The following is an 18642-nucleotide window of genomic DNA, read 5'->3' as shown; positions in this document are numbered from 1 at the left end:
CAAAAAAACCTCACATTGTGAGGTTTTTCGATAAAGGTCGATTAAATCGAGTTAGGCGTTTTCTAGCATCGATAACGCAACCGCCTCTGCGGCTTTAATACCATCAATACCCGCTGATAAAATACCACCCGCATAACCCGCGCCTTCACCTGCAGGGTAAAGCCCTTTAGTATTAATACTTTGGAAGGTTTTATCGCGCTTGATACTTATTGGTGATGAAGTACGTGTTTCTACCCCAGTGAGTAAGCCATCATTAGTTGAAAAACCACGAATTTGCTTGTTAAAAGCAGGAATTGCTTCACGCAAGGCTTCAATCGCAAAAGGAGGTAATACGTTGCTCAAATCAGTCAGTTTTATGCCCGGCGTATACGAAGGCTGTACATCGCCTAAATTAGCCGATGATTTACCTTTTAAAAAGTCGCCAATAAGCTGTGCAGGGGCATCGTAGTTTTTACCACCAAGTTCATAGGCTTGCTCTTCTAGTTTACGCTGTAAATCAATGCCGGCTAGGGGATGCCCAGGGAAGTCTTTTTCTGGCGAAATACCCACTACAATAGCGCTGTTAGCATTACGTTCACTACGTGAATATTGGCTCATGCCATTGGTGACGACTCGGCCTTCTTCAGATGTTGCGGCAACTACTGTGCCGCCAGGGCACATACAAAAGCTATATACAGTACGGCCGTTATTACAATGGTGTACTAATTTGTAATCTGCAGAGCCTAAAATAGGGTTACCCGCATTATCGCCAAAGCGGCATTCATCAATCATTGATTGCTTATGTTCTATTCTAAAGCCCACTGAAAAGGGTTTAGCTTCAACATAAATGCCTTTATCGTGGATCATTTTAAACGTATCGCGGGCACTGTGGCCAACCGCTAATATCACATGGCGAGTTTCGAGCTGTTCACCATTAGAAAGCGTAAGCCCAGTCACTTGGCCGTTGTCTAAATGGATATCGTCAACGCGCGTGCTAAAACGAATTTCTCCACCAAGTTCAATAATACGTGCACGCATTTTTTCAATCATGGTTACCAGTTTAAAGGTACCAATATGCGGCTTACTCACGTATAAAATTTCTTCAGGAGCGCCGGCCTCTACAAACTCAGTAATGACTTTACGACCATAATGTTTAGGGTCTTTTACTTGGCTGTAGAGCTTACCGTCTGAGAACGTGCCTGCGCCACCTTCACCAAACTGTACGTTTGATTCTGTATTAAGGGCCTTTTTACGCCAAAAGCCAAAGGTGTCTTTGGTGCGCTCACGCACTTCTTTACCGCGCTCTAAAATAATTGGGTTAAAGCCCATTTGTGCCAACACTAAACCGGCAAATAAGCCACAAGGGCCAAAGCCAATCACTACAGGGCGCTCTTTAATACTGCTATTGGCGTGCGCTACAAATTTGTAGTTGGTGTCAGGGGAGACTTTAACGTGTTGGTCTTTTTCAAACGAGGTTAACAGTTGTGCTTCGTTATCCACTTCAACATCAAGCGTGTAAATCAGTAAAATGGCGCTTTTTTTACGTGCATCGTAACCGCGTTTAAACACATTGTAGCTGTGTAGCTGCTCTGGGCTTATATTTAATTTATTGATGATGGCTTGGCCAATGGCATTTTCGTCATGGTCAAGCGGCAGCTTTATTTCGGTTAAACGTATCATTAATATCTCTTTAGGTGTCATAGCGGGGATTAAATTCCGCTCACAATAAGGGGTGTGCACAAAGCGCTGATTTATAAGCGCCATATGTTACGTTAAATTGCCCACTTTTGGCACTTATTTATTGTGTTTTGGTAAGGGTTGGGTATGATCCGCAACTGTTATTGTGAAACATTAGGTATTAAACCATTATGGCGTTTGTAGTCACCGAAAACTGTATAAAATGTAAGTACACTGATTGCGTATCAGTATGCCCTGCAGATGCATTTTTTGAAGGTCCTAATTTTTTGGCTATTAGCCCTATTGACTGTATTGACTGTGGTTTATGCGTACCTGAATGTGCCGCTGATGCTATTTTTCAAGAAGATGAATTACCTGAATCGCAAAAAGAGTTTACCCAATTAAATGCGGAGCTAGCAGAAATATGGCCACGCATCACCCAAGTTAAACCCGCCCCGGAAGATGCCGATAGTTGGAATGGTGTGGCTAATAAATTAAAACTTCTCGACACATAATCATTCCATTTTGTTGTGTATTAGTTTTTTGTTAATTTTATTGCAAATAATAGCGCGCAACTATTAACAAATGTACCTGTATAATTTACACTCCTGAGCAAAGTTTACTTTTAACAAGTAAATAAACCTAAATGGATGTTTATGCAGTACTTTATACCTATAAAAATAACAACATTGCTGTGTTTTATCAGCTTCAGCCTCGGTTTAACTCTCAGCCCTAATGCACTTGCCGATAAGCTTAATTATCAACTCGCGCACATTAATAAAAATATTGATGTAGATGGCGTGCTTAACGAGCCACATTGGCAACAAGCAACACATGTTGCGGTAAATTATCAAGATGAGCCGAATGAAAAAGGCACACCGCCAGTAAAAACCGATGCATACCTTTATGACGATGGTCATAATTTATATGTGGCGTTTGTAGCTTATGACCCCGACCCGAGTAAAATTCGTGCGGCGCTTCGTGACAGAGATACCCTCTGGCAAGATGATACTGTCGGTTTGGTGATTGATACCTTTAACGATGAACGTACAGGCTATGAGTTTTATGTAAACCCACTGGGCGCTCAAGGTGACCTTCGCATGACGGATACCGATGAATGGGTGTCAGACTTATCGTGGGATGCCATTTGGGACAGTGCCGGTACCATAAACGAGCAAGGTTACGTAGTTGAAATGCGTATTCCGTTTAAAGCGCTGCGATTTGCGCAAAATAAAGATCAATCTACCTGGGGTTTTGCTGTAATGCGAAACTATCAGCGTGATGTGTTGTATCAATTATCAAGCACAGGCTTTGACCGTGATATTAAATGTAGTTTATGTCAGTTTGACAAAATAAGCGGATTTAATAATTTAGCACCGAGTAAAAACCTGCAATTAACGCCAACATTAACCGCACTGAGAAACGATCAAAAAACACAAGTACCTGGTGCGTGGGATAATGGCAATGTAGACACTGAGGTAGGGCTTGATCTTCGTTGGGGGGTTACCAAAGATGCGGTAATTAATGCCACAATAAACCCAGACTTTTCTCAGGTAGAAACCGATTCTTTAGAACTGGATGTAAACACCACTTACTCTATTTATTACGCTGAAAAGCGTCCGTTTTTCTTAGATGGCGCGTCTTATTTTAAAAGTAATTTATTTGAACTCCTTTATACCCGTACCATAGCTGAGCCAAATATTGGCGCCAAGCTGACCGGTAAAACCGACAGTCACAGTTATGCGCTGATGTTTGCAGATGACGATAACAGTAATATTTTATTGCCAAGTAACCAAGGCTCGGGCTTTGCTAACTTAAATGATAAAACCAAAGCGGCGGTGGCACGTTATCAATATGATATTGGCCAACAAGGCACTATTGGTATCACTTCTACACATAGAGAAAGTAGTGACTACCATAATACGGTGCTATCGGTTGATGGAAGCTATTGGTTTAATCAGTCAGATACGCTTAATTATCAAATCGCGAATGCTGATACCAATAACTCGCCGTTTTTAGTTGATAACTACAATTTAGCAGACTCTCAGTCGGATATGGCGTATGCATTAAAGCTGACACGCGATAAGCGTGATTATAAGCTCTACGCGACCTATGACAATATTGGTGAGGATTACCGGACCGATTTAGGTTATCAAGAAAAGGTAGACTATGAAAAAGTAGGCTTTGGTGGCGGACAAACTTGGTATGGTGATGAACATGACATGCTAACAACCTGGTCATACACCGCCGATTGGGATAAAACCTGGGCGCAAAATGGCGAGTTACTTGAAGAAGAATACGAAGGTTACATGACCTTTCAAGGTCAAAAGCAGTCTGTATTTGAGCTGGGTTTGTTAAATCGCTATGAAAATTATAACGGCAAGTTTTATAACCAAAATATTGGTTATTTTTATACGGCTTTTAGACCGTCAAAAGATCTGAGATTATCGTTATATGCCGAATATGCAAGCCGTATAGATTACACTAATGAGCAGCTAGGCGATGTTTTAACCACACAATCGCAGGCTGTTTGGGATATTAATAACCATTGGCAGGTCGATGTTAGGCATAATTATAGCCATTTAGATGATTACCAAGGGCGACGTGTTTTTACCGCAAACCTTATTGATTTTAGGCTTTATTATAAGTTTAGTATGCGCGCTATGCTTAAGCTGATTTTACAGTTTGAAGATATAGACAGAAATGAGGATGCTTACTTTTATCAGGTTAGCGAAATCAACAAAGATTACGGTAGTCAGCTGGTGTATTCATACAAAATTAACGCACAAACCTTATTTTACTTAGGGTATTCAGATAAAGGTTATCAGGATGACTCGTTAAAAAGCATTGAGCGAGACCAACGTACTTTCTTTACTAAAGTCAGTTATGCGTGGCAGTTATAATGCTATAAACAATATAAAAGTAAGATTTTGCTAGGCAATAAAAAACACGCTAACCAGTAGCGTGTTTTTTTATATTTACTAGGGTCTGTTGACCTTTGTGGATTGAAATTTGTTCAAACTAGGGGGTGTTTAATCGCGGCGCGAGGTTTGTAACCTAGTGGGCTAAGTAAAAACCGAGCAACAAAGAGTAAATAGCCCCTAGGAAGAACCCTTTGGGCAGCGCCTGTTTGGCATTAATGCTACGTTATCGCCTATTTATGGGGAATAACACTACATAGGCTCTGCTTTGCCTAAATACCAAACAGGCTGCTGCAAATTCAATCTTAAAAGTACAACAGACCCTGCTAACTATTACAAATCAAATGTACGTGAGATAGCAAGTACAATTCGCTCATCTGCGTAATCGTAATCTAGGCTGGTATTCTCAGCAGCCACTTCAATGCCAAACCCTTCATAGCTCGTTTGGTATGCTAAGCGGTAGTGATAATACGATTTGTCGCCCTTAGCTTCATCCCATTGGAACTTATTGCCATCGAGTGAGTTTGAAATATCAAAGCTGGCACGAATCGCATGATTTGGCGCAAGCTCGTAAGTGTGCGCAATCATAGAAATCACATGGCCAGTATCGTAGCCAAAGTAATCCCAGCTGTACCAAAAGTTAAGCTCTGTTTGGCCGTAGTCACTGGCGTAACCAAATTTAGTATACGCTTCTGCGTAGTTACCATCACTGTTATTACCTTGGTAAGTGTAATAAGCAATACCGTAATCCAGGCTTACTTGTTCGTTTAACTGAATGTATCGGCCTACGTAAGCATCTAGTTCAAAGTCGGTGTCGTCACCAAAATCTACGTTTGATGCCCATACACCGGCATAAACACCGTTATCATAAGCGTAGTCAAGGCTTGCTTGTAGTGCCGGATCGTTATCTGTTTGTGATACACCATTAAAGGTGTAATCAGATGCAGCCGTAATCGTTGTTGACCAGTTAGCCGCTGCCGTTGTTGATAAAACGGTGAACGGTAAAGCGATAAAAAGTTGTTTTAATTTATTGTTCATGTGTTTTCCTAGCTGATAGTTTCTATTTTTGTGTAATCAATTTTATTCGCTTTAGGCGATCCTTCGATATTGCTGACCGTTTTAAGTTTGCTGTAGGCAATAAAACCAAGGCAAATAAAGAATAACCCTATAACTAAAGCACCAACCCATTGAATTTGCAAAAACTCAAGCTTAAATAGCAATGTTAGTAGCGACAAAGCGACAACGTTCATGGCAATATATTTAAATTTACCAAAGCGTTTTACGGTTAGGTTTAAATTATCTGTGTATAAACGGATCAGTGAATCGAGCGAGTTAATAACAAATACGATACCTACAAACACCATAGCAAAGTTTTTGATTCCCTCGGTTGGAATACCGGCTTCATGGTAGTGATATAACACACTAAACCAGATAGCGATTGGAATCGATGGGAAAATCAGCATAGCACCAAGGACTTGATAGGTTTTTAAACCGCCCACAAAACGCGATGTAAATTGACCAATCATAATGCTCCACGCAAACCACCAAAATAAGTAAAACTCATGGTAATCATTCAGTGGTAATACAAACTCATTGATGTTGGCAAAGTAATTACCAATTAATCCGATGTTTTTAGTAAATGCAGAGAGTTCACTGTCGCCAAATAAGAAGGCATCAGCCCACATAAAGCCAATTAGGGCTATAAACAACCAAGTAGTTGCAATACTTAAAAAGCGTACATATTTAATATCGGTACTTGAATACACCGCAAAGCAAATAGCGGCAAGCACGATTAAGTAAAACGCGGGAATAACATTTGAGCCATCACCGAGTTCAGGTAAATACCACGGCAAGTTACTCAGTAATAAGTAAGCGGTAAACGCACAGGTACCAATAATGACCACGTTGTTTAAAAACTTAACCCATGGAATTTCAAAAAACTTCACTTTGGGTTCTATTACACAGAAATAAAAGCACGTAAGAAAATAAAATCCCCAAATTAAAAATCCCCAATAACCAAACTCAATAGAGAGCGGGTTGGCAAATGCATATTCTGGGCTTGCTTTTATGTCTGCATAACCGGCAAATTCGGTTAAAGGAAACATAATAAGGCCAACGTCTAGGCCTGAGGTAAACAGGATTGCTATAAAAGTGAATGTTCTCACTGGTGTGACGCCTACTACGCGTACATTGCCCCATTTTATTAAAATAGTAACAATGGCAAGTAAGGTGAAAATAATGCCTGCATTAAGCCAAATAGTCATTATCGCCCTCCCAGAATGAATAAAAATAACACATATATACTCCGTTTTTTATTGTGCTTGCATTAACACAGGCATAACCTATTTATGCTTGTGAGCCACTGCAAGGCGCATAAAGGCACTCCTTAAAGCATTTTGCTTAAAAGAGTGGCCTTTATGGCAGGCTAAATTAAAGGGTTTTATTTCGTTGTGAAGTTTGCCAATCAGTGGCATTCACAACATCAACTCCTGTATGAGCTAAAGGCTTATTACCTAAAATAATATCAGCGGCTTTTTCGGCCACCATAATGGTAGGCGCATTTAAATTACCATTAGGTATGGTTGGAAAAATCGACGAGTCAACTACACGCAAGCTTTGCATGCCATGCACTTGGGTATTTGAGTTAACTACAGCCATGTCGTCTTCACCCATTTTACAAGAGCAAGAAGGGTGGTAAGCACTTTCCACTGCTTGGCGCACAAAGGCATCAATTTGCTCATCCGTTTGAACTTGTTGCCCTGGTTGAATTTCTTCACCACGGAAGTCGTCAAAGGCAGGTTGTTCAATAATTTCACGCGTTAAACGTACGCACGCCCTAAAGCCTTCAATGTCGTCTTGATGCTCAAGATAATTAAACACAATCTTTGGCGGCTGCGTCGGATCAGCTGAGGCAATAGTGACACTGCCACGACTTTTAGGTTTGTTATGACCTACATGCACTTGAAAACCATGCCCTGCAAAAGCACTGCGTCCATCATAACGCATCGCTGCCGGTAAAAAGTGATACTGAATATCAGGCCACTCTACACCCGGTTTTGAGCGAATAAAGGCACACGATTCAAAGTGATTAGTTGAGCCTAAACCTTTTCGGGTAAGCAGCCATTTTGCACCAATTAAACCTTTAGAAAACAAGCCTAATTTACCGTTTAAGGTAATGGGTTGTTTACACTTATATTGAAAGTAAAACTCTAAATGGTCTTGCAAGTTTTGACCAACACCTGGTAGGTGATGTTTTACTTCAACACCTGCTTTTTCAAGTATTTGTGTATCACCAATACCGGACAGTTGTAACAGGTGAGGAGAACCGATAGAGCCCGCACTTAAAATAACCTCTTTACTTGCTGTGGCTGTTTTAACTGTGCCATTGAGCTTGTATTCAACACCGGTTGCTTTTTTGCCGTCTAAAATAACGCGCTGAGCAAGTGCACCGGTTACAATTGTTAGATTACTGCGATGCTTAATCGGATCTAAATATTCACGAGAGGCTGAGCTGCGCACACCGTTTTTAACGGTCATGTGCATAGGGCCAAAGCCTTCTTGTTGAGCACTATTATAATCAGCTGTAGTGGCATAACCCGCTTGAGCACCAGCATCAATAAAGGCGCTATACAAAGGGTTTTCCATGTTATTACCGTTATTAACACCAAGGGGGCCTTTTCCACCACGATGGCTGTTTTCACCTAGGTAAAAACTTTCTGCTTTTTTAAAATACGGTAAACAGGCTTGAAAATCCCAGCCATTAGCGCCATGTTGCTGCCATTCATCAAAATCTTTCGCATGACCACGTACATACACCATGCCATTAATAGATGATGAGCCGCCAAGCACTTTACCGCGTGGGCAGTGCATTTCACGGTTATCTAAGTACTTTTCTGGTTGCGTATGAAATTGCCACGCATACTTATCGGTGTTCATTGGAATCGACAGAGCAGTGGGCATTTTAATAAAGATGCTTTTATCGCTGCCGCCGGTTTCAAGTAACAATACCTTGTTACTTGAATCTTCAGACAAACGATTTGCTAACACACAACCTGCTGAGCCCGCGCCTACAATAATATAATCAAAAGAGTGGTTCATAATGATTCCTTAAAATGGGCTTTCTATGTCAGCCATACCAACATAAACAGACTTAGTTTGCGTATAATGATCAAGTGTTTGTATGCCGTTTTCGCGGCCGATACCTGATTGCTTATAGCCACCTACAGGCATTTCTGCCGGCGAGTTACCGTAAGCATTGATCCAACAAATCCCCGCTTGTAGCTGATGAATAACGCGATGAGCACGTTTAATGTTGCTAGTGAATACGCCAGCAGCTAAACCTAAGTGAGTGCCGTTAGCACGTGCAATTACATCATCTTCATCATCAAATACTAAAACGCTCATTACTGGGCCAAAAATTTCTTCTTTAACGATGGTCATTTCATCGTTGCAATCAACAAATACGGTTGGCGCTACAAAATAACCATTTGGCGCAGATGCTGGTGAAAGCGTTGAGCCACCTGTTAATAGCGTTGCCCCTTCTTCAAGGCCTTTGTTGATGTAGCTCAGCACTAAATCTTGATGCTTTTTAGAAATAAGCGCGCCAAAGTTAGTGTTTAAATCTTGTGGATCGCCGGCAATAATATTGTTTTCGGTGCGTGTTTTAAGCTCATCAATAAACTGCTGGTACACATTTTTGTGAACATAGATACGAGTGCAATTAGTACAAATTTCACCTTGGGTATAAAAGTTCCCTAACATTGCCGCGCTTACTGCTTGCTCTATATTGGCATCGTCAAAGACAAGTAACGGCGATTTACCACCTAGTTCCATAGTCACATCTTTTAATGTACCTGCAGCACTGGCGACGACTTTCTTACCGGTACCTACTTCACCAGTAAACGATACTTTTTCAATATCTTGGTGTGCAGTAAGCCATTGGCCTACTTCACTCGCGCCTTGAACTACATTGAATACGCCAGCGGGTACACCTGCTTCAATAAACACCTCTGCTAATTTAATTGCGCCAAGCGGGGTTTCTTCTGAAGGTTTAAAAATAAATGCATTACCCGCTGCAAGGGCAGGACCAGACTTCCAACATGCAATTTGTAATGGGTAGTTCCATGCACCAATACCAGCACAAATACCTAAAGGCTCTTTGCGTGTGTAGTAAAAGTCATCGCCAACCATTTGTTGTTGACCAACTTGCGCAGGGGCAAGGCCTGCAAAATATTCAATTACATCTGCGCCTGTTTCAACATCTACGCAGTTAGCTTCTTGCATTGGTTTACCGGTATCGAGCACTTCAACTAGTGCAAGCTCATCATTACGCTTGCGTAAAATAGCAACGGCGTTTAATAAAATACGGCTGCGCTCAATAGGGGTCATGGCTGACCAAACTTTAAAGCCTTGTTTTGCACTTTCAATTGCTGCGTTTTGAACGTATTCATCGGCAACTTCAACGGCATAAATTACTTGGCCGGTTGCAGGATTTACTACATCAAATGTTTCGCCGCTTTTGTTTGCAAGGAATTGACCGTTGATAAAGTTTTGATAGATAGGTGTAGTCACGTTAGGCTCCATATTGCTTGATAAGTGAATGCACGTAGTTTTTAGCCAGTGATTCACTGTGTTTAAACTGATTTTCGTCTGATTGGCTTAATACGGCTCGTAGCCATAAACCATCGATCATTGCTGCGGTTAACTCTGCCGCGAGATTTGCTTGCGCTAAAGGCATTAATTGCTTAAATGAAACGGTTAAATTGCTTTGCAAGCGTTTGCTGTTTACATTTTGTAAACGATGAAGTTCCTTGTCGTGCATTGATTGCGCCCAAAAACTTAACCACGTCCGAGTGGTGTCTTTTCGTTGTTGTACTAGCGCAAAGTTTGATTCAACAATAAACATTAACCTTTGAGTTGGCGTGGTCTTTTCATCTACTTTGCTGATCAAGTCATCTTTCAAGTTAGACAGTAAGTAACGCACAGTTGCTTCAATTAGCCCCTGTTTCCCACCAAAGTAATGGCTAATTATGCCAGAAGACATCCCCGCATTTTTGCTAATACTATTAATTGTGGTTGCTTGTAACCCTTTTTGAGCAACTGACTCTATTGTTGCGTCAATTAGCTGCTGACGCCTTACAGGTTCCATTCCAACTTTAGGCATAATTTTTATTAATTGATCGTTCAATAAAGATAAGCTTAAGGTAATAGCTCTAACAATTCAAGGTTCGTGCAAATGGTGAGTGTCTGAAATGTGGATAAATAATTAATAAAATAAGTCTAAAATGAAGTTATATCAACAAGCTGGGTTTTTATAAAATATCGTTTAATAACAATTTGTTACGTGTGTTTCTTTGATTGCCTTTTGCGGTGTAATTATTTGTTTACATAATTGGCGAAACTTTTAGTGATTTATTTATTAGTGTGATAACTATTAGAGTACTAATTGTATTTTTTGTGGGCAGGTTACTTTAAAAAGCGGTAAGGCGAGTTTGTGGGAAGATCTAAGGAAAAAGATTTAGGAAGTGAAATATGAGATTAATTTACAGAAATGTTAACTTAGTGAAGAGATAAATAAAGACGCTGTTTAGGTTTCAACAACGCCTTTAAAGAGCAAAGGATAACGTCTTAAACGGTTGCCAATATAATCGTCAGCCATAATTTGGTCGCAAATTTCATCAATGTTATCGGTCGCTTCAAATACCCAATCAAAGCGTTCTATTGCAAGTAAAAAACCGCGCTTTAAATGCGTTTGCGCACGGTAATAAGCAAGGTTGTTTTTGATGAGTTGCAGTTTTTCAGGCTCTGCTTTTAATTGCGCAATAACTTGGTTAATAAACTGCAAATTGCGCGAACTGGTTGATCTGTTTCGTCGGTGTGTTGAACGCATTACTCTTCGTTAGCTATGTTGTAAAGTTTTTTCAAGAAGTCGTCTTTGTGTTTGTCATGTTCATAATCAAGGTGATAAGTATTATGAAACCCAAAGCGAAGTAAAACACCACTGTCTTGTAAATAGACGGTATAGCCATCTATATCAGAATATGCAGTGATCCCTTGATAAAATTTACCTTCTTCTGTGACTTCTCCGCGTTGTTGAATGCGTTCGTAAACCGCTAGAATCTGTTTATTGTCGATTTCATTTTTCATTGTTTGTCCCTTTTATTTAATCACTCATACGCTATAGAAGTGAGGGTCGATCATCATAAAAACAATAGTCTAAAAAGTATGATATTGCTTTGTTATTTTTCATTTATAAATTATGCTCAAAGTTCACTTTTTGTTGAGCTTTTACCATGATAGACAAAGCGTTACTTTTGAAAACTCGTGAATTATCCGACCAACTCATTGCATTGCAAACACCCATTAGAATACTCGATGCAATAAATTGGGATAAACAAATTAAAGAGGAATTTTTTAGACAAAAATGTCAAAAAAATCCACTTATTGATCGTGCTTATTATCAACAGCGCGATTTAGGATTTGTTCCTAGCGAGTTGCGCCAAGCATTTTCAACACTGCACCGCAATATCATTAACCAGTTGGGGCAATTAAACCCAATTGCACAATATATGGGTAAAATGTGTACCGAATATAAAACGGTTCTGAGCATGCTTGAATACCGCGGTACGCCAGAGTTTCATGACTTATCAGTGGAGCTATTTGGTCATCCTAAAGATTTGTTTCATGCCGGTGAGCCATCGCTATCAGAACTGGCTAATATGCTCGAACAGCCTTTAAAAAATTTACTTGCAGCGGATATTTTGCCTGAAGATCCTAAAAATATTGATGCCAGCGACGCGGTGCGGATTTTATCTGAACAGGTCAATGCCAGCATGCCGGGAATAAACGTAGAGGTAATGCTAAGTGATGGTATTGTCAGCGATGCGGCAGCAGGTGCTAATAATATTAAGCTCAATCAAGATGTTAAGTTTTCTCAGCGCGAATTAGATATTTTAGAAGTGCACGAGGGCTGGATCCATGTAGGCACCACTCAAAATGGCTTAGCGCAACCTTATTTAACTTGCTTGAGTAAAGGCACACCAAGCTCTACGGTGACCCAAGAGGGGCTTGCAGTACTGACGGAAATTATTACTCTTAAATCAACACCACGTCGTTTATCAAAATTAGTAAACCGTATTCAAGCGGTGACGAAAGTAATTGATGGCGCTGAGTTTATCGATATTTACCGAGATTACGTTGCTCAAGGTTTATCAAAAGACGACAGCTATACTCTTGCACAGCGCGTTTTTAGAGGCAGTACCGCAACCGGCTTACCCTTTACCAAAGATATTGCTTACATAAAAGGCTTTGTTTTAGTTTACAACTTAATTAGGGTGGCGATACAGCTTGGTCGAATTGATCAGTTGCCATTATTGCTGGTGGGTAAAATATCAATTGATGACTTTAGATTAATATCGCAATTGCATGACTTAGGTGTCATTGAAAATCCGCAATTTGTGCCGCCTCATTTTAAAGATTTAAGAGGCCTTGCTACGTGGCTCAGCTTTGGTCGATTTATTGGCGATTTGTCATTCGAACAACTAGAAAACGACTATAAGCCGTTGTTTTTATAATATTAAAGAGGAAGGGCGGCTACTTTTTTTAGCAAAAAACGCAGTTGGAATAAGCAACTGCGTTTAAGTTTACACACATAAGCCTGCATGCCCATAAGGGAGCAATTAATTGTTCTCATTTTTCATTGTTTCATCAATACATAAAATTGTTTTAAACCATTCATTATGCACAAAAAAAGCCCAAAAGTGGGCTTTTTTAAATACAACACGCTTTGTTATCGTGCGTTGGTGCTTTCAAATATTTTGTCTGCAGAGGCAGCGACAAAACCGGTATAAATTTCACCATCAGGTTTTGGATAACGAATAGCAAACTCGTAAAAACAGCTAGGAATGCGCATATCGCCATCGCTAAAGGTTACGGCGTACTCATCAGCTAATGTTGATGATTGCTCTAATAGCACCTCTGGTGAGCCTTTTACTTCGCCTCCTGAGGTATTAAGTGAAAAACCTGCATCTTTAAGAGCTTGGTTTACATCATGGATGTTATCAAACTTAGCTAAGGTATTAATGTTCACAGTAAAGTGATTTGCACGGTAACCCCACGCAGACATCCACGCCGCATATTCGCTCTCTGCTAATAGCTTTTTGTAAGTATCAGTGCTTACTTGCCAATGTGTACCTGAATATAAAAAGTTATCGGCAGTCACCGCACTTTCGTCAATTTGTGCAACCATATCAGTAACAATTGCTTGAAGCTCAGGTGAACATTTTTCAACTAATAACTCAGAAATAAACACTTTAGGTTGCGTTGGATCGCTGTGCTCGTAGTGCTTAGCGTAGAGTTTTTTTGCTTCAAAATGGTACTCACCACATTCTTTGTAGCCAATGGCTAAAAAGTGTGCAGCTAGTTTTTCAAGGCCTACTTTTTCAATATTAAAAGTACGCAGCGCAATATGATCGTTGATTATGTCGTCTTTTTGCGTTGAGCCTAATAGGCCATGAATTTTGTCAGCCGATGGCGTTACGCTTAGGTAGTTTTGCCACAGGTTATCAAATAATGTGTTTACATCAGTATGCATGGTAAATCCTTAAATCTATTTAAATTGTTATTCAATTATTAAGCCCGGCGCGAGGGTTTGCGGTAAGTTAACTTTTTCTGACTCTACAGAGGCCACTGGGTATGCGCAATAATCTGCAGCGTAGTATGCACTGGCTCTGTGGTTGCCACTGGCACCTATACCACCAAATGGCGCTGCGCTTGATGCGCCTGTAATAGGGCGGTTCCAGTTAACAATGCCGGCACGAATACGTTTTAAAAAGTGACTGTAATCATCTTCGCTATCAGCAAGTAAACCAGCAGATAAACCAAAGCTGGTGTTGTTTGCTTCTGTTATAGCGCTATTGAAATCAGTGTAACGATATACTTTTATAAGCGGGCCAAAGTGTTCTTCATCGGCAATTTCGCTAATGTTAGTGACATCAATAATGCCTGGGCTTACAAACCCAGTGCCTGATTTTAACTGTTTAAGCTCAACAAGAATCTCAGCACCTTGTTTAACTAGCTCAGCTTGCGCTGCAACCATGCCTAATGCGGCTTTTTCACTGATCATAGCACCCATAAAAGGTTGATCGTCCGCAAAGCTATCGTCTACTAGGATATTTTTGGTGGCGCTGATCAGCTTTTCTAAAATAGCATCGCCATTGGGCGACTTTTCAATAAATAAACGGCGTGCACAAGTACAGCGTTGGCCAGAGGTGATAAAACCCGATTGAATAATATCGTGCACAGCGGCGCTGACATCAGCAACATCTTTAACCACTAGCGGGTTATTACCGCCCATTTCAAGCGCTAAAATTTTACCTGGGTGGCCAGCAAATTGTTTATGTAATAAATGCCCTGTGTTTGAGCTACCAGTAAAAAATAGGCCATCTATATCTTTGTGTGAGGCAAGCGCTTTACCTGTTTCTAACTCACCTTGAACGAGGTTTATAACCCCAGCAGGTAAGCCTGCTTTTAACCATAGTTCTAGCGTAAACTGCGCTACATGAGGAGTTAATTCTGATGGTTTAAATACCACGGTATTACCGGCTAGTATGGCTGGTACAATATGGCCGTTTGGTAAATGCCCAGGGAAATTATACGGACCAAAAATAGCGACCACACCGTGAGGTTTGTGGCGAATAAAGGCTTTTGCACCAGGCATTGGGTTTTCGGTTGTACCAGTACGTTCATTGTAAGCACGTATCGCAATGGCCACTTTGCCTGTCATCGCGCCCACTTCTGTGCGTGTTTCCCATAGCGGTTTACCTGTTTCACGAGCAATAATAGTGGCAAACTCTTCGCTGTGTTCTTTTAGTTGGGCTACGAAGTTTTCTAAAATAGTAATACGTTGCTCAATTGGCATGTCTGCCCATTGAACTTGCGCGGCTCTTGCCGCTTTTATGGCACTGTCAACTTGCTCTGCGTTGGCGCCATTACCTTGCCATACAATTTCACCATTACTTGGGTTAATAGAATCAAACGCAGGGCCTTTGCCTACAAGCCATTGATTATTAATTAGTTGTGTGTTCATAAATAATGTTACAGGCGGAAAAATCGCGCTGCATCTCCTTGTTTTAAATGAAGTGCATCAGCTACTTCTTGGCTGATGATTAAGGTGTGCTTTGCCTGATTGTAATGAGCATGTTTGGTGAATGTGGCTCTGAAATCACTAACCCCTTGATTACAAATAGCAAGGGTGTCTGAGCTTTGCTCATTGATATGTTCAAGCTCGCCAATAGTAATAGGGCACACCTGTGAATCACGAATACTGCGAATATTACCGAGCTTTGCTTCTACTGTGGGGCCTGCGTCAAATAAATCAACGTATCCGCGGTGTTCAAAGCCTTCTTTTTCAAGCAGTTTAAGTGCTGGTTTGGTTTTATCATGCACATTGCCAATCACCGCTTGTGCTTTTTTGCTCAGCAAATTCACATAGATAGGGTATTTAGGCATGAGTTCGCTAATAAACACTTTATCGCCTAATCCCACTAAATGGTCGGCTTGTGGGAATTCAATGCTAAAAAAGTGTTCCTGCAACCATTGCCAAAATGGCGAGTGACCGTCTTCATCGCTAACACCACGCATCTCAGCAATTACTGTGTCGGCAAAGCGCTCGCTGTGTTGCGCCATAAATAAAAAACGTGAACGTGATAAAAAACGTCCCGTCAGGCCTTTTCTACTGTCTTCACGTAAAAATAAAGTACATATTTCTGAGCAGCCAGTGTAGTCATTACACATACTCAAAATATCTACGGTATTGTAAACGTTTAAAGTGGGTGAATGGTGAACGGTTTTACCTAGATGATAATGATACAAAGGTACAGATAACCCGACGGCCGCTTCTATGGCGGTAGTACCAATTACCTTGCCGGTTTCACTGTCTTCTAAAACAAATAGATAGCTTTCGTCGATGGGCTTATCTACGTTTTTAGTAAAACTGTTTTGCGCACGATCAATTTTTTCTTGTAGTTGCCCATCATCGACAGGTAAAGAGGTAAAGCCATGGCCAGACTCAATGGCAATCTCTTTAAGTGCTGCAAAATCATTGACAGTAATAGGACGTAATACTTGCATTAACTACTTGCTCCAACAACATATAAAATCCTGAGGTAAACGTGTGTTTGCCTCAGGACTTAGTTATGTTTTACTTAGTTATTAACCGTTTACTACATCGCTTACTGCTTTTTCAAAGCGAGCTAAGCCTTCTTTAATGTCCTCAAATGGGATCACTAATGAAGGTGTAAAACGAATAACGTTCATACCGGCTACTAAGTTCATTAAGCCGTTATTTGCACTTGCTACTAAAAAGTCACGAGCGCGGCCTTCAAATTTCTCATTTAATACCGCACCGATTAGTAAGCCTTTACCACGGACTTCGCTAAATACATGGTATTTTTCATTAATTGCATTTAAGCCATCACGGAACATTTGTTCACGCTCTTTTACGCCATCTAATACAGCAGGCGTATTAACGGTATCAAATGCCGCTTCTGCAACAGCACAAGCCAACGGGTTACCACCATATGTAGAACCATGCGTGCCTACTTTTAGGTGTGCTGCAATTTCAGTGGTGGTGATCATAGCGCCAATTGGAAAACCGCCACCTAAGGCTTTAGCCGTCGTTAAGATATCAGGAACAACATCTAACCCTTCGTATGCGTATAAGTGACCTGTACGGCCAACGCCGGTTTGCACTTCATCAAAAATAAGTAGTGCGTTGTGTTTAGTGCACAGTTCACGTACTTTTTGTGCAAATTCATTAGTTGGTGGCACAATGCCGCCTTCACCTTGTAATGGCTCCATCATTACCGCACAGGTATCATCACCAATTAAGGCTTCAAAAGCGGCAATATCATTGTAGTCACAATGAACAATATCAGCAGGTTTTGGACCAAAACCGTCAGAATAAGCAGCTTGGCCACCCACTGTTACAGTGAAAAATGTACGACCATGAAAACCTTTATTGAAAGCAATAATTTTAGTTTTTTCAGCACCAAATTTATCTAGTGCAAAGCGACGGGCTAATTTTAATGCTGCTTCGTTTGCTTCAGCCCCTGAGTTTGCAAAGTAAACTTTTTCAGCAAACGTGGCATCAACCATTTTTTTAGCTAGACGAAGAGCTGGCTCATTGGTCATTACATTTGATAAGTGCCAAATTTTTTCGCCTTGCTCTTTAAGTGCACCGACTAATGCAGGATGGCAATGCCCTAAACAATTAACTGCAATACCACCGGCAAAATCGATAAATTCGTTATTGTTCTGATCCCACACACGTGAGCCTTCACCGCGAACAGGAACAACAGCTGAAGGGTTGTAATTAGGGACCATTACGTCGTTAAATAAATCTCTGGTTACTTGCATTTTTACACCTAAATTATTCACATAAAAAAATACGTTGCTGAAAAAATAACGATAAGGTCAGGATGATTCAGCAATACAATGTGTTTTACTTATTAAAAATGTCATTATCAAAGGTTATGAATGAAATTTGCAGTGCTATTTTGTGAAAAATGATTAGAATAATAGTCAAATTAACGAATTTAATTAGCATTATGATAACTCCCCAAGATGAAAAACTACTCTCAGTATTAAAAACGAACGCCCGCGCTAGCATTTCTGATCTTGCAAGGCATTTGAGTTTATCTCGTTCAACGGTGCAAAGCCGAATGCTAAAATTAGAGCAAAGTGGGATCATTAAGGGTTATAGCGTTGACTTTGGAGATGACTTTTTAAATAGCTTGGTCTCTGCGCATGTTTCAATAAAAGTAAAACAGAAGCTAACAACAAAAACTAATATTGAATTAAAGCAAATTGATGCGATTTCTCAGTTGTATGCAATTAGTGGAGAGTTTGATTTAATTGCTATTGTAGAAGCACAGAACCTTGAGCAGTTAAGCCACTTACTTGATGATATTGGTAACTTAGATGGGGTAGAGCGTACCCGTTCATCGGTTATTTTAGAGACTAAATTTAAGCGTTAATTCGATTTATTTAGTACATTAAGTGAGCA

The 18642-nt window shown here is 40.5% G+C and carries 16 protein-coding genes; 4 read left to right on the top strand and 12 right to left on the bottom strand.

Annotation, left to right across the window (positions count from 1 at the left end; all coding sequences use genetic code 11):
• Nucleotides 1-51 precede the first annotated feature (51 nt).
• On the bottom strand, nt 52-1659 hold the full coding sequence (locus BM380_RS04305; RefSeq protein WP_013463219.1) for an NAD(P)/FAD-dependent oxidoreductase: 1608 nt from the start codon (nt 1657-1659) through the stop codon (nt 52-54).
• 188 nt (nt 1660-1847) lie between these two features.
• Between BM380_RS04305 and fdxA the strand changes: the two genes are divergently transcribed.
• Nucleotides 1848-2171 (top strand): ferredoxin FdxA, encoded by a 324-nt coding sequence (gene fdxA / locus BM380_RS04300; protein ID WP_008114035.1) that lies wholly within the window; start codon nt 1848-1850, stop codon nt 2169-2171.
• 141 nt (nt 2172-2312) lie between these two features.
• Nucleotides 2313-4559, top strand: a complete 2247-nt coding sequence (locus tag BM380_RS04295) for a carbohydrate binding family 9 domain-containing protein (RefSeq protein WP_090493133.1) — start codon at nt 2313-2315, stop codon at nt 4557-4559.
• A 351-nt stretch (nt 4560-4910) separates the two neighbouring features.
• Here BM380_RS04295 and BM380_RS04290 read toward each other — a convergent pair whose 3' ends face one another.
• The 7 genes from BM380_RS04290 to BM380_RS04260 form a co-directional block, all read right to left on the bottom strand.
• Nucleotides 4911-5615 carry a TorF family putative porin gene (locus tag BM380_RS04290; protein ID WP_028834775.1) on the bottom strand — a complete coding sequence of 235 codons (705 nt, stop codon included), beginning with the start codon at nt 5613-5615 and terminating at the stop codon, nt 4911-4913.
• Nucleotides 5616-5623: 8 nt separating this feature from the next.
• The gene (locus BM380_RS04285; RefSeq protein ID WP_013463220.1) at nt 5624-6841 is read right to left on the bottom strand and encodes a BCCT family transporter; all 1218 of its coding nucleotides are present in this window, start codon (nt 6839-6841) and stop codon (nt 5624-5626) included.
• A gap of 166 nt (nt 6842-7007) precedes the next feature.
• On the bottom strand, nt 7008-8675 hold the full coding sequence (gene betA, locus BM380_RS04280) for a choline dehydrogenase (protein WP_090493131.1): 1668 nt from the start codon (nt 8673-8675) through the stop codon (nt 7008-7010).
• 9 nt (nt 8676-8684) lie between these two features.
• On the bottom strand, nt 8685-10148 hold the full coding sequence (gene betB / locus BM380_RS04275) for a betaine-aldehyde dehydrogenase (RefSeq protein WP_090493571.1): 1464 nt from the start codon (nt 10146-10148) through the stop codon (nt 8685-8687).
• 1 nt (nt 10149) lies between these two features.
• Nucleotides 10150-10725: a transcriptional regulator BetI gene (gene betI, locus BM380_RS04270; RefSeq protein ID WP_008111458.1), complete on the bottom strand. Its 576-nt coding sequence runs from the start codon at nt 10723-10725 to the stop codon at nt 10150-10152.
• A 438-nt stretch (nt 10726-11163) separates the two neighbouring features.
• A complete protein-coding gene (locus BM380_RS04265) occupies nt 11164-11466 on the bottom strand; it encodes a hypothetical protein (RefSeq protein ID WP_175527445.1) in 303 nt (100 codons plus the stop codon).
• Nucleotides 11466-11723: a DUF3081 domain-containing protein gene (locus BM380_RS04260; protein WP_090493129.1), complete on the bottom strand. Its 258-nt coding sequence runs from the start codon at nt 11721-11723 to the stop codon at nt 11466-11468. Before BM380_RS04260 ends, BM380_RS04265 begins: the two co-directional genes overlap by 1 nt.
• 146 nt (nt 11724-11869) lie before the next feature.
• Here BM380_RS04260 and BM380_RS04255 point away from each other — a divergent pair, with 146 nt between their 5' ends.
• Entirely contained in the window at nt 11870-13150 is a 1281-nt protein-coding gene (locus BM380_RS04255) for a flavohemoglobin expression-modulating QEGLA motif protein (RefSeq protein ID WP_064663025.1), read from the top strand.
• A gap of 215 nt (nt 13151-13365) precedes the next feature.
• Here the strand turns inward: BM380_RS04255 and BM380_RS04250 are convergent, their stop codons facing one another.
• From BM380_RS04250 to BM380_RS04235, 4 genes are all read right to left on the bottom strand, one after another.
• Nucleotides 13366-14169: a DUF1338 domain-containing protein gene (locus BM380_RS04250; RefSeq protein ID WP_090493127.1), complete on the bottom strand. Its 804-nt coding sequence runs from the start codon at nt 14167-14169 to the stop codon at nt 13366-13368.
• A 27-nt stretch (nt 14170-14196) separates the two neighbouring features.
• Nucleotides 14197-15663 carry a succinylglutamate-semialdehyde dehydrogenase gene (astD, locus tag BM380_RS04245; protein WP_064663027.1) on the bottom strand — a complete coding sequence of 489 codons (1467 nt, stop codon included), beginning with the start codon at nt 15661-15663 and terminating at the stop codon, nt 14197-14199.
• A gap of 8 nt (nt 15664-15671) precedes the next feature.
• On the bottom strand, nt 15672-16706 hold the full coding sequence (gene astA / locus BM380_RS04240; RefSeq protein WP_090493125.1) for an arginine N-succinyltransferase: 1035 nt from the start codon (nt 16704-16706) through the stop codon (nt 15672-15674).
• A gap of 81 nt (nt 16707-16787) precedes the next feature.
• Nucleotides 16788-17993, bottom strand: a complete 1206-nt coding sequence (locus BM380_RS04235; protein WP_033104201.1) for an aspartate aminotransferase family protein — start codon at nt 17991-17993, stop codon at nt 16788-16790.
• Between the two features lie 191 nt (nt 17994-18184).
• Here BM380_RS04235 and BM380_RS04230 point away from each other — a divergent pair, with 191 nt between their 5' ends.
• Nucleotides 18185-18613, top strand: coding sequence for an Lrp/AsnC family transcriptional regulator (locus tag BM380_RS04230; protein ID WP_013463231.1), 429 nt, complete (start codon nt 18185-18187; stop codon nt 18611-18613).
• Nucleotides 18614-18642 lie beyond the last annotated feature (29 nt).

The sequence above is a fragment of the Pseudoalteromonas sp. DSM 26666 genome (assembly GCF_900116475.1).
Classification (GTDB): Bacteria; Pseudomonadota; Gammaproteobacteria; order Enterobacterales; family Alteromonadaceae; genus Pseudoalteromonas; species Pseudoalteromonas tetraodonis.
This window is presented reverse-complemented; position numbering and strand designations above follow the sequence as displayed.

Coding starts and splice junctions, on each gene's coding strand:
- fdxA (WP_008114035.1), top strand. CDS start 1,848: ATGGCGTTTGTAGTCACCGAAAACTGTATAAAATGTAAGTACACTGAT.
- astA (WP_090493125.1), bottom strand. CDS start 16,706: ATGCAAGTATTACGTCCTATTACTGTCAATGATTTTGCAGCACTTAAA.
- betI (WP_008111458.1), bottom strand. CDS start 10,725: ATGGAACCTGTAAGGCGTCAGCAGCTAATTGACGCAACAATAGAGTCA.
- BM380_RS04295 (WP_090493133.1), top strand. CDS start 2,313: ATGCAGTACTTTATACCTATAAAAATAACAACATTGCTGTGTTTTATC.
- BM380_RS04230 (WP_013463231.1), top strand. CDS start 18,185: ATGATAACTCCCCAAGATGAAAAACTACTCTCAGTATTAAAAACGAAC.
- BM380_RS04285 (WP_013463220.1), bottom strand. CDS start 6,841: ATGACTATTTGGCTTAATGCAGGCATTATTTTCACCTTACTTGCCATT.
- BM380_RS04235 (WP_033104201.1), bottom strand. CDS start 17,993: ATGCAAGTAACCAGAGATTTATTTAACGACGTAATGGTCCCTAATTAC.
- BM380_RS04250 (WP_090493127.1), bottom strand. CDS start 14,169: ATGCATACTGATGTAAACACATTATTTGATAACCTGTGGCAAAACTAC.
- betA (WP_090493131.1), bottom strand. CDS start 8,675: ATGAACCACTCTTTTGATTATATTATTGTAGGCGCGGGCTCAGCAGGT.
- BM380_RS04260 (WP_090493129.1), bottom strand. CDS start 11,723: ATGAAAAATGAAATCGACAATAAACAGATTCTAGCGGTTTACGAACGC.
- BM380_RS04265 (WP_175527445.1), bottom strand. CDS start 11,466: ATGCGTTCAACACACCGACGAAACAGATCAACCAGTTCGCGCAATTTG.
- astD (WP_064663027.1), bottom strand. CDS start 15,663: ATGAACACACAACTAATTAATAATCAATGGCTTGTAGGCAAAGGCCCT.
- BM380_RS04305 (WP_013463219.1), bottom strand. CDS start 1,659: ATGATACGTTTAACCGAAATAAAGCTGCCGCTTGACCATGACGAAAAT.
- BM380_RS04290 (WP_028834775.1), bottom strand. CDS start 5,615: ATGAACAATAAATTAAAACAACTTTTTATCGCTTTACCGTTCACCGTT.
- BM380_RS04255 (WP_064663025.1), top strand. CDS start 11,870: ATGATAGACAAAGCGTTACTTTTGAAAACTCGTGAATTATCCGACCAA.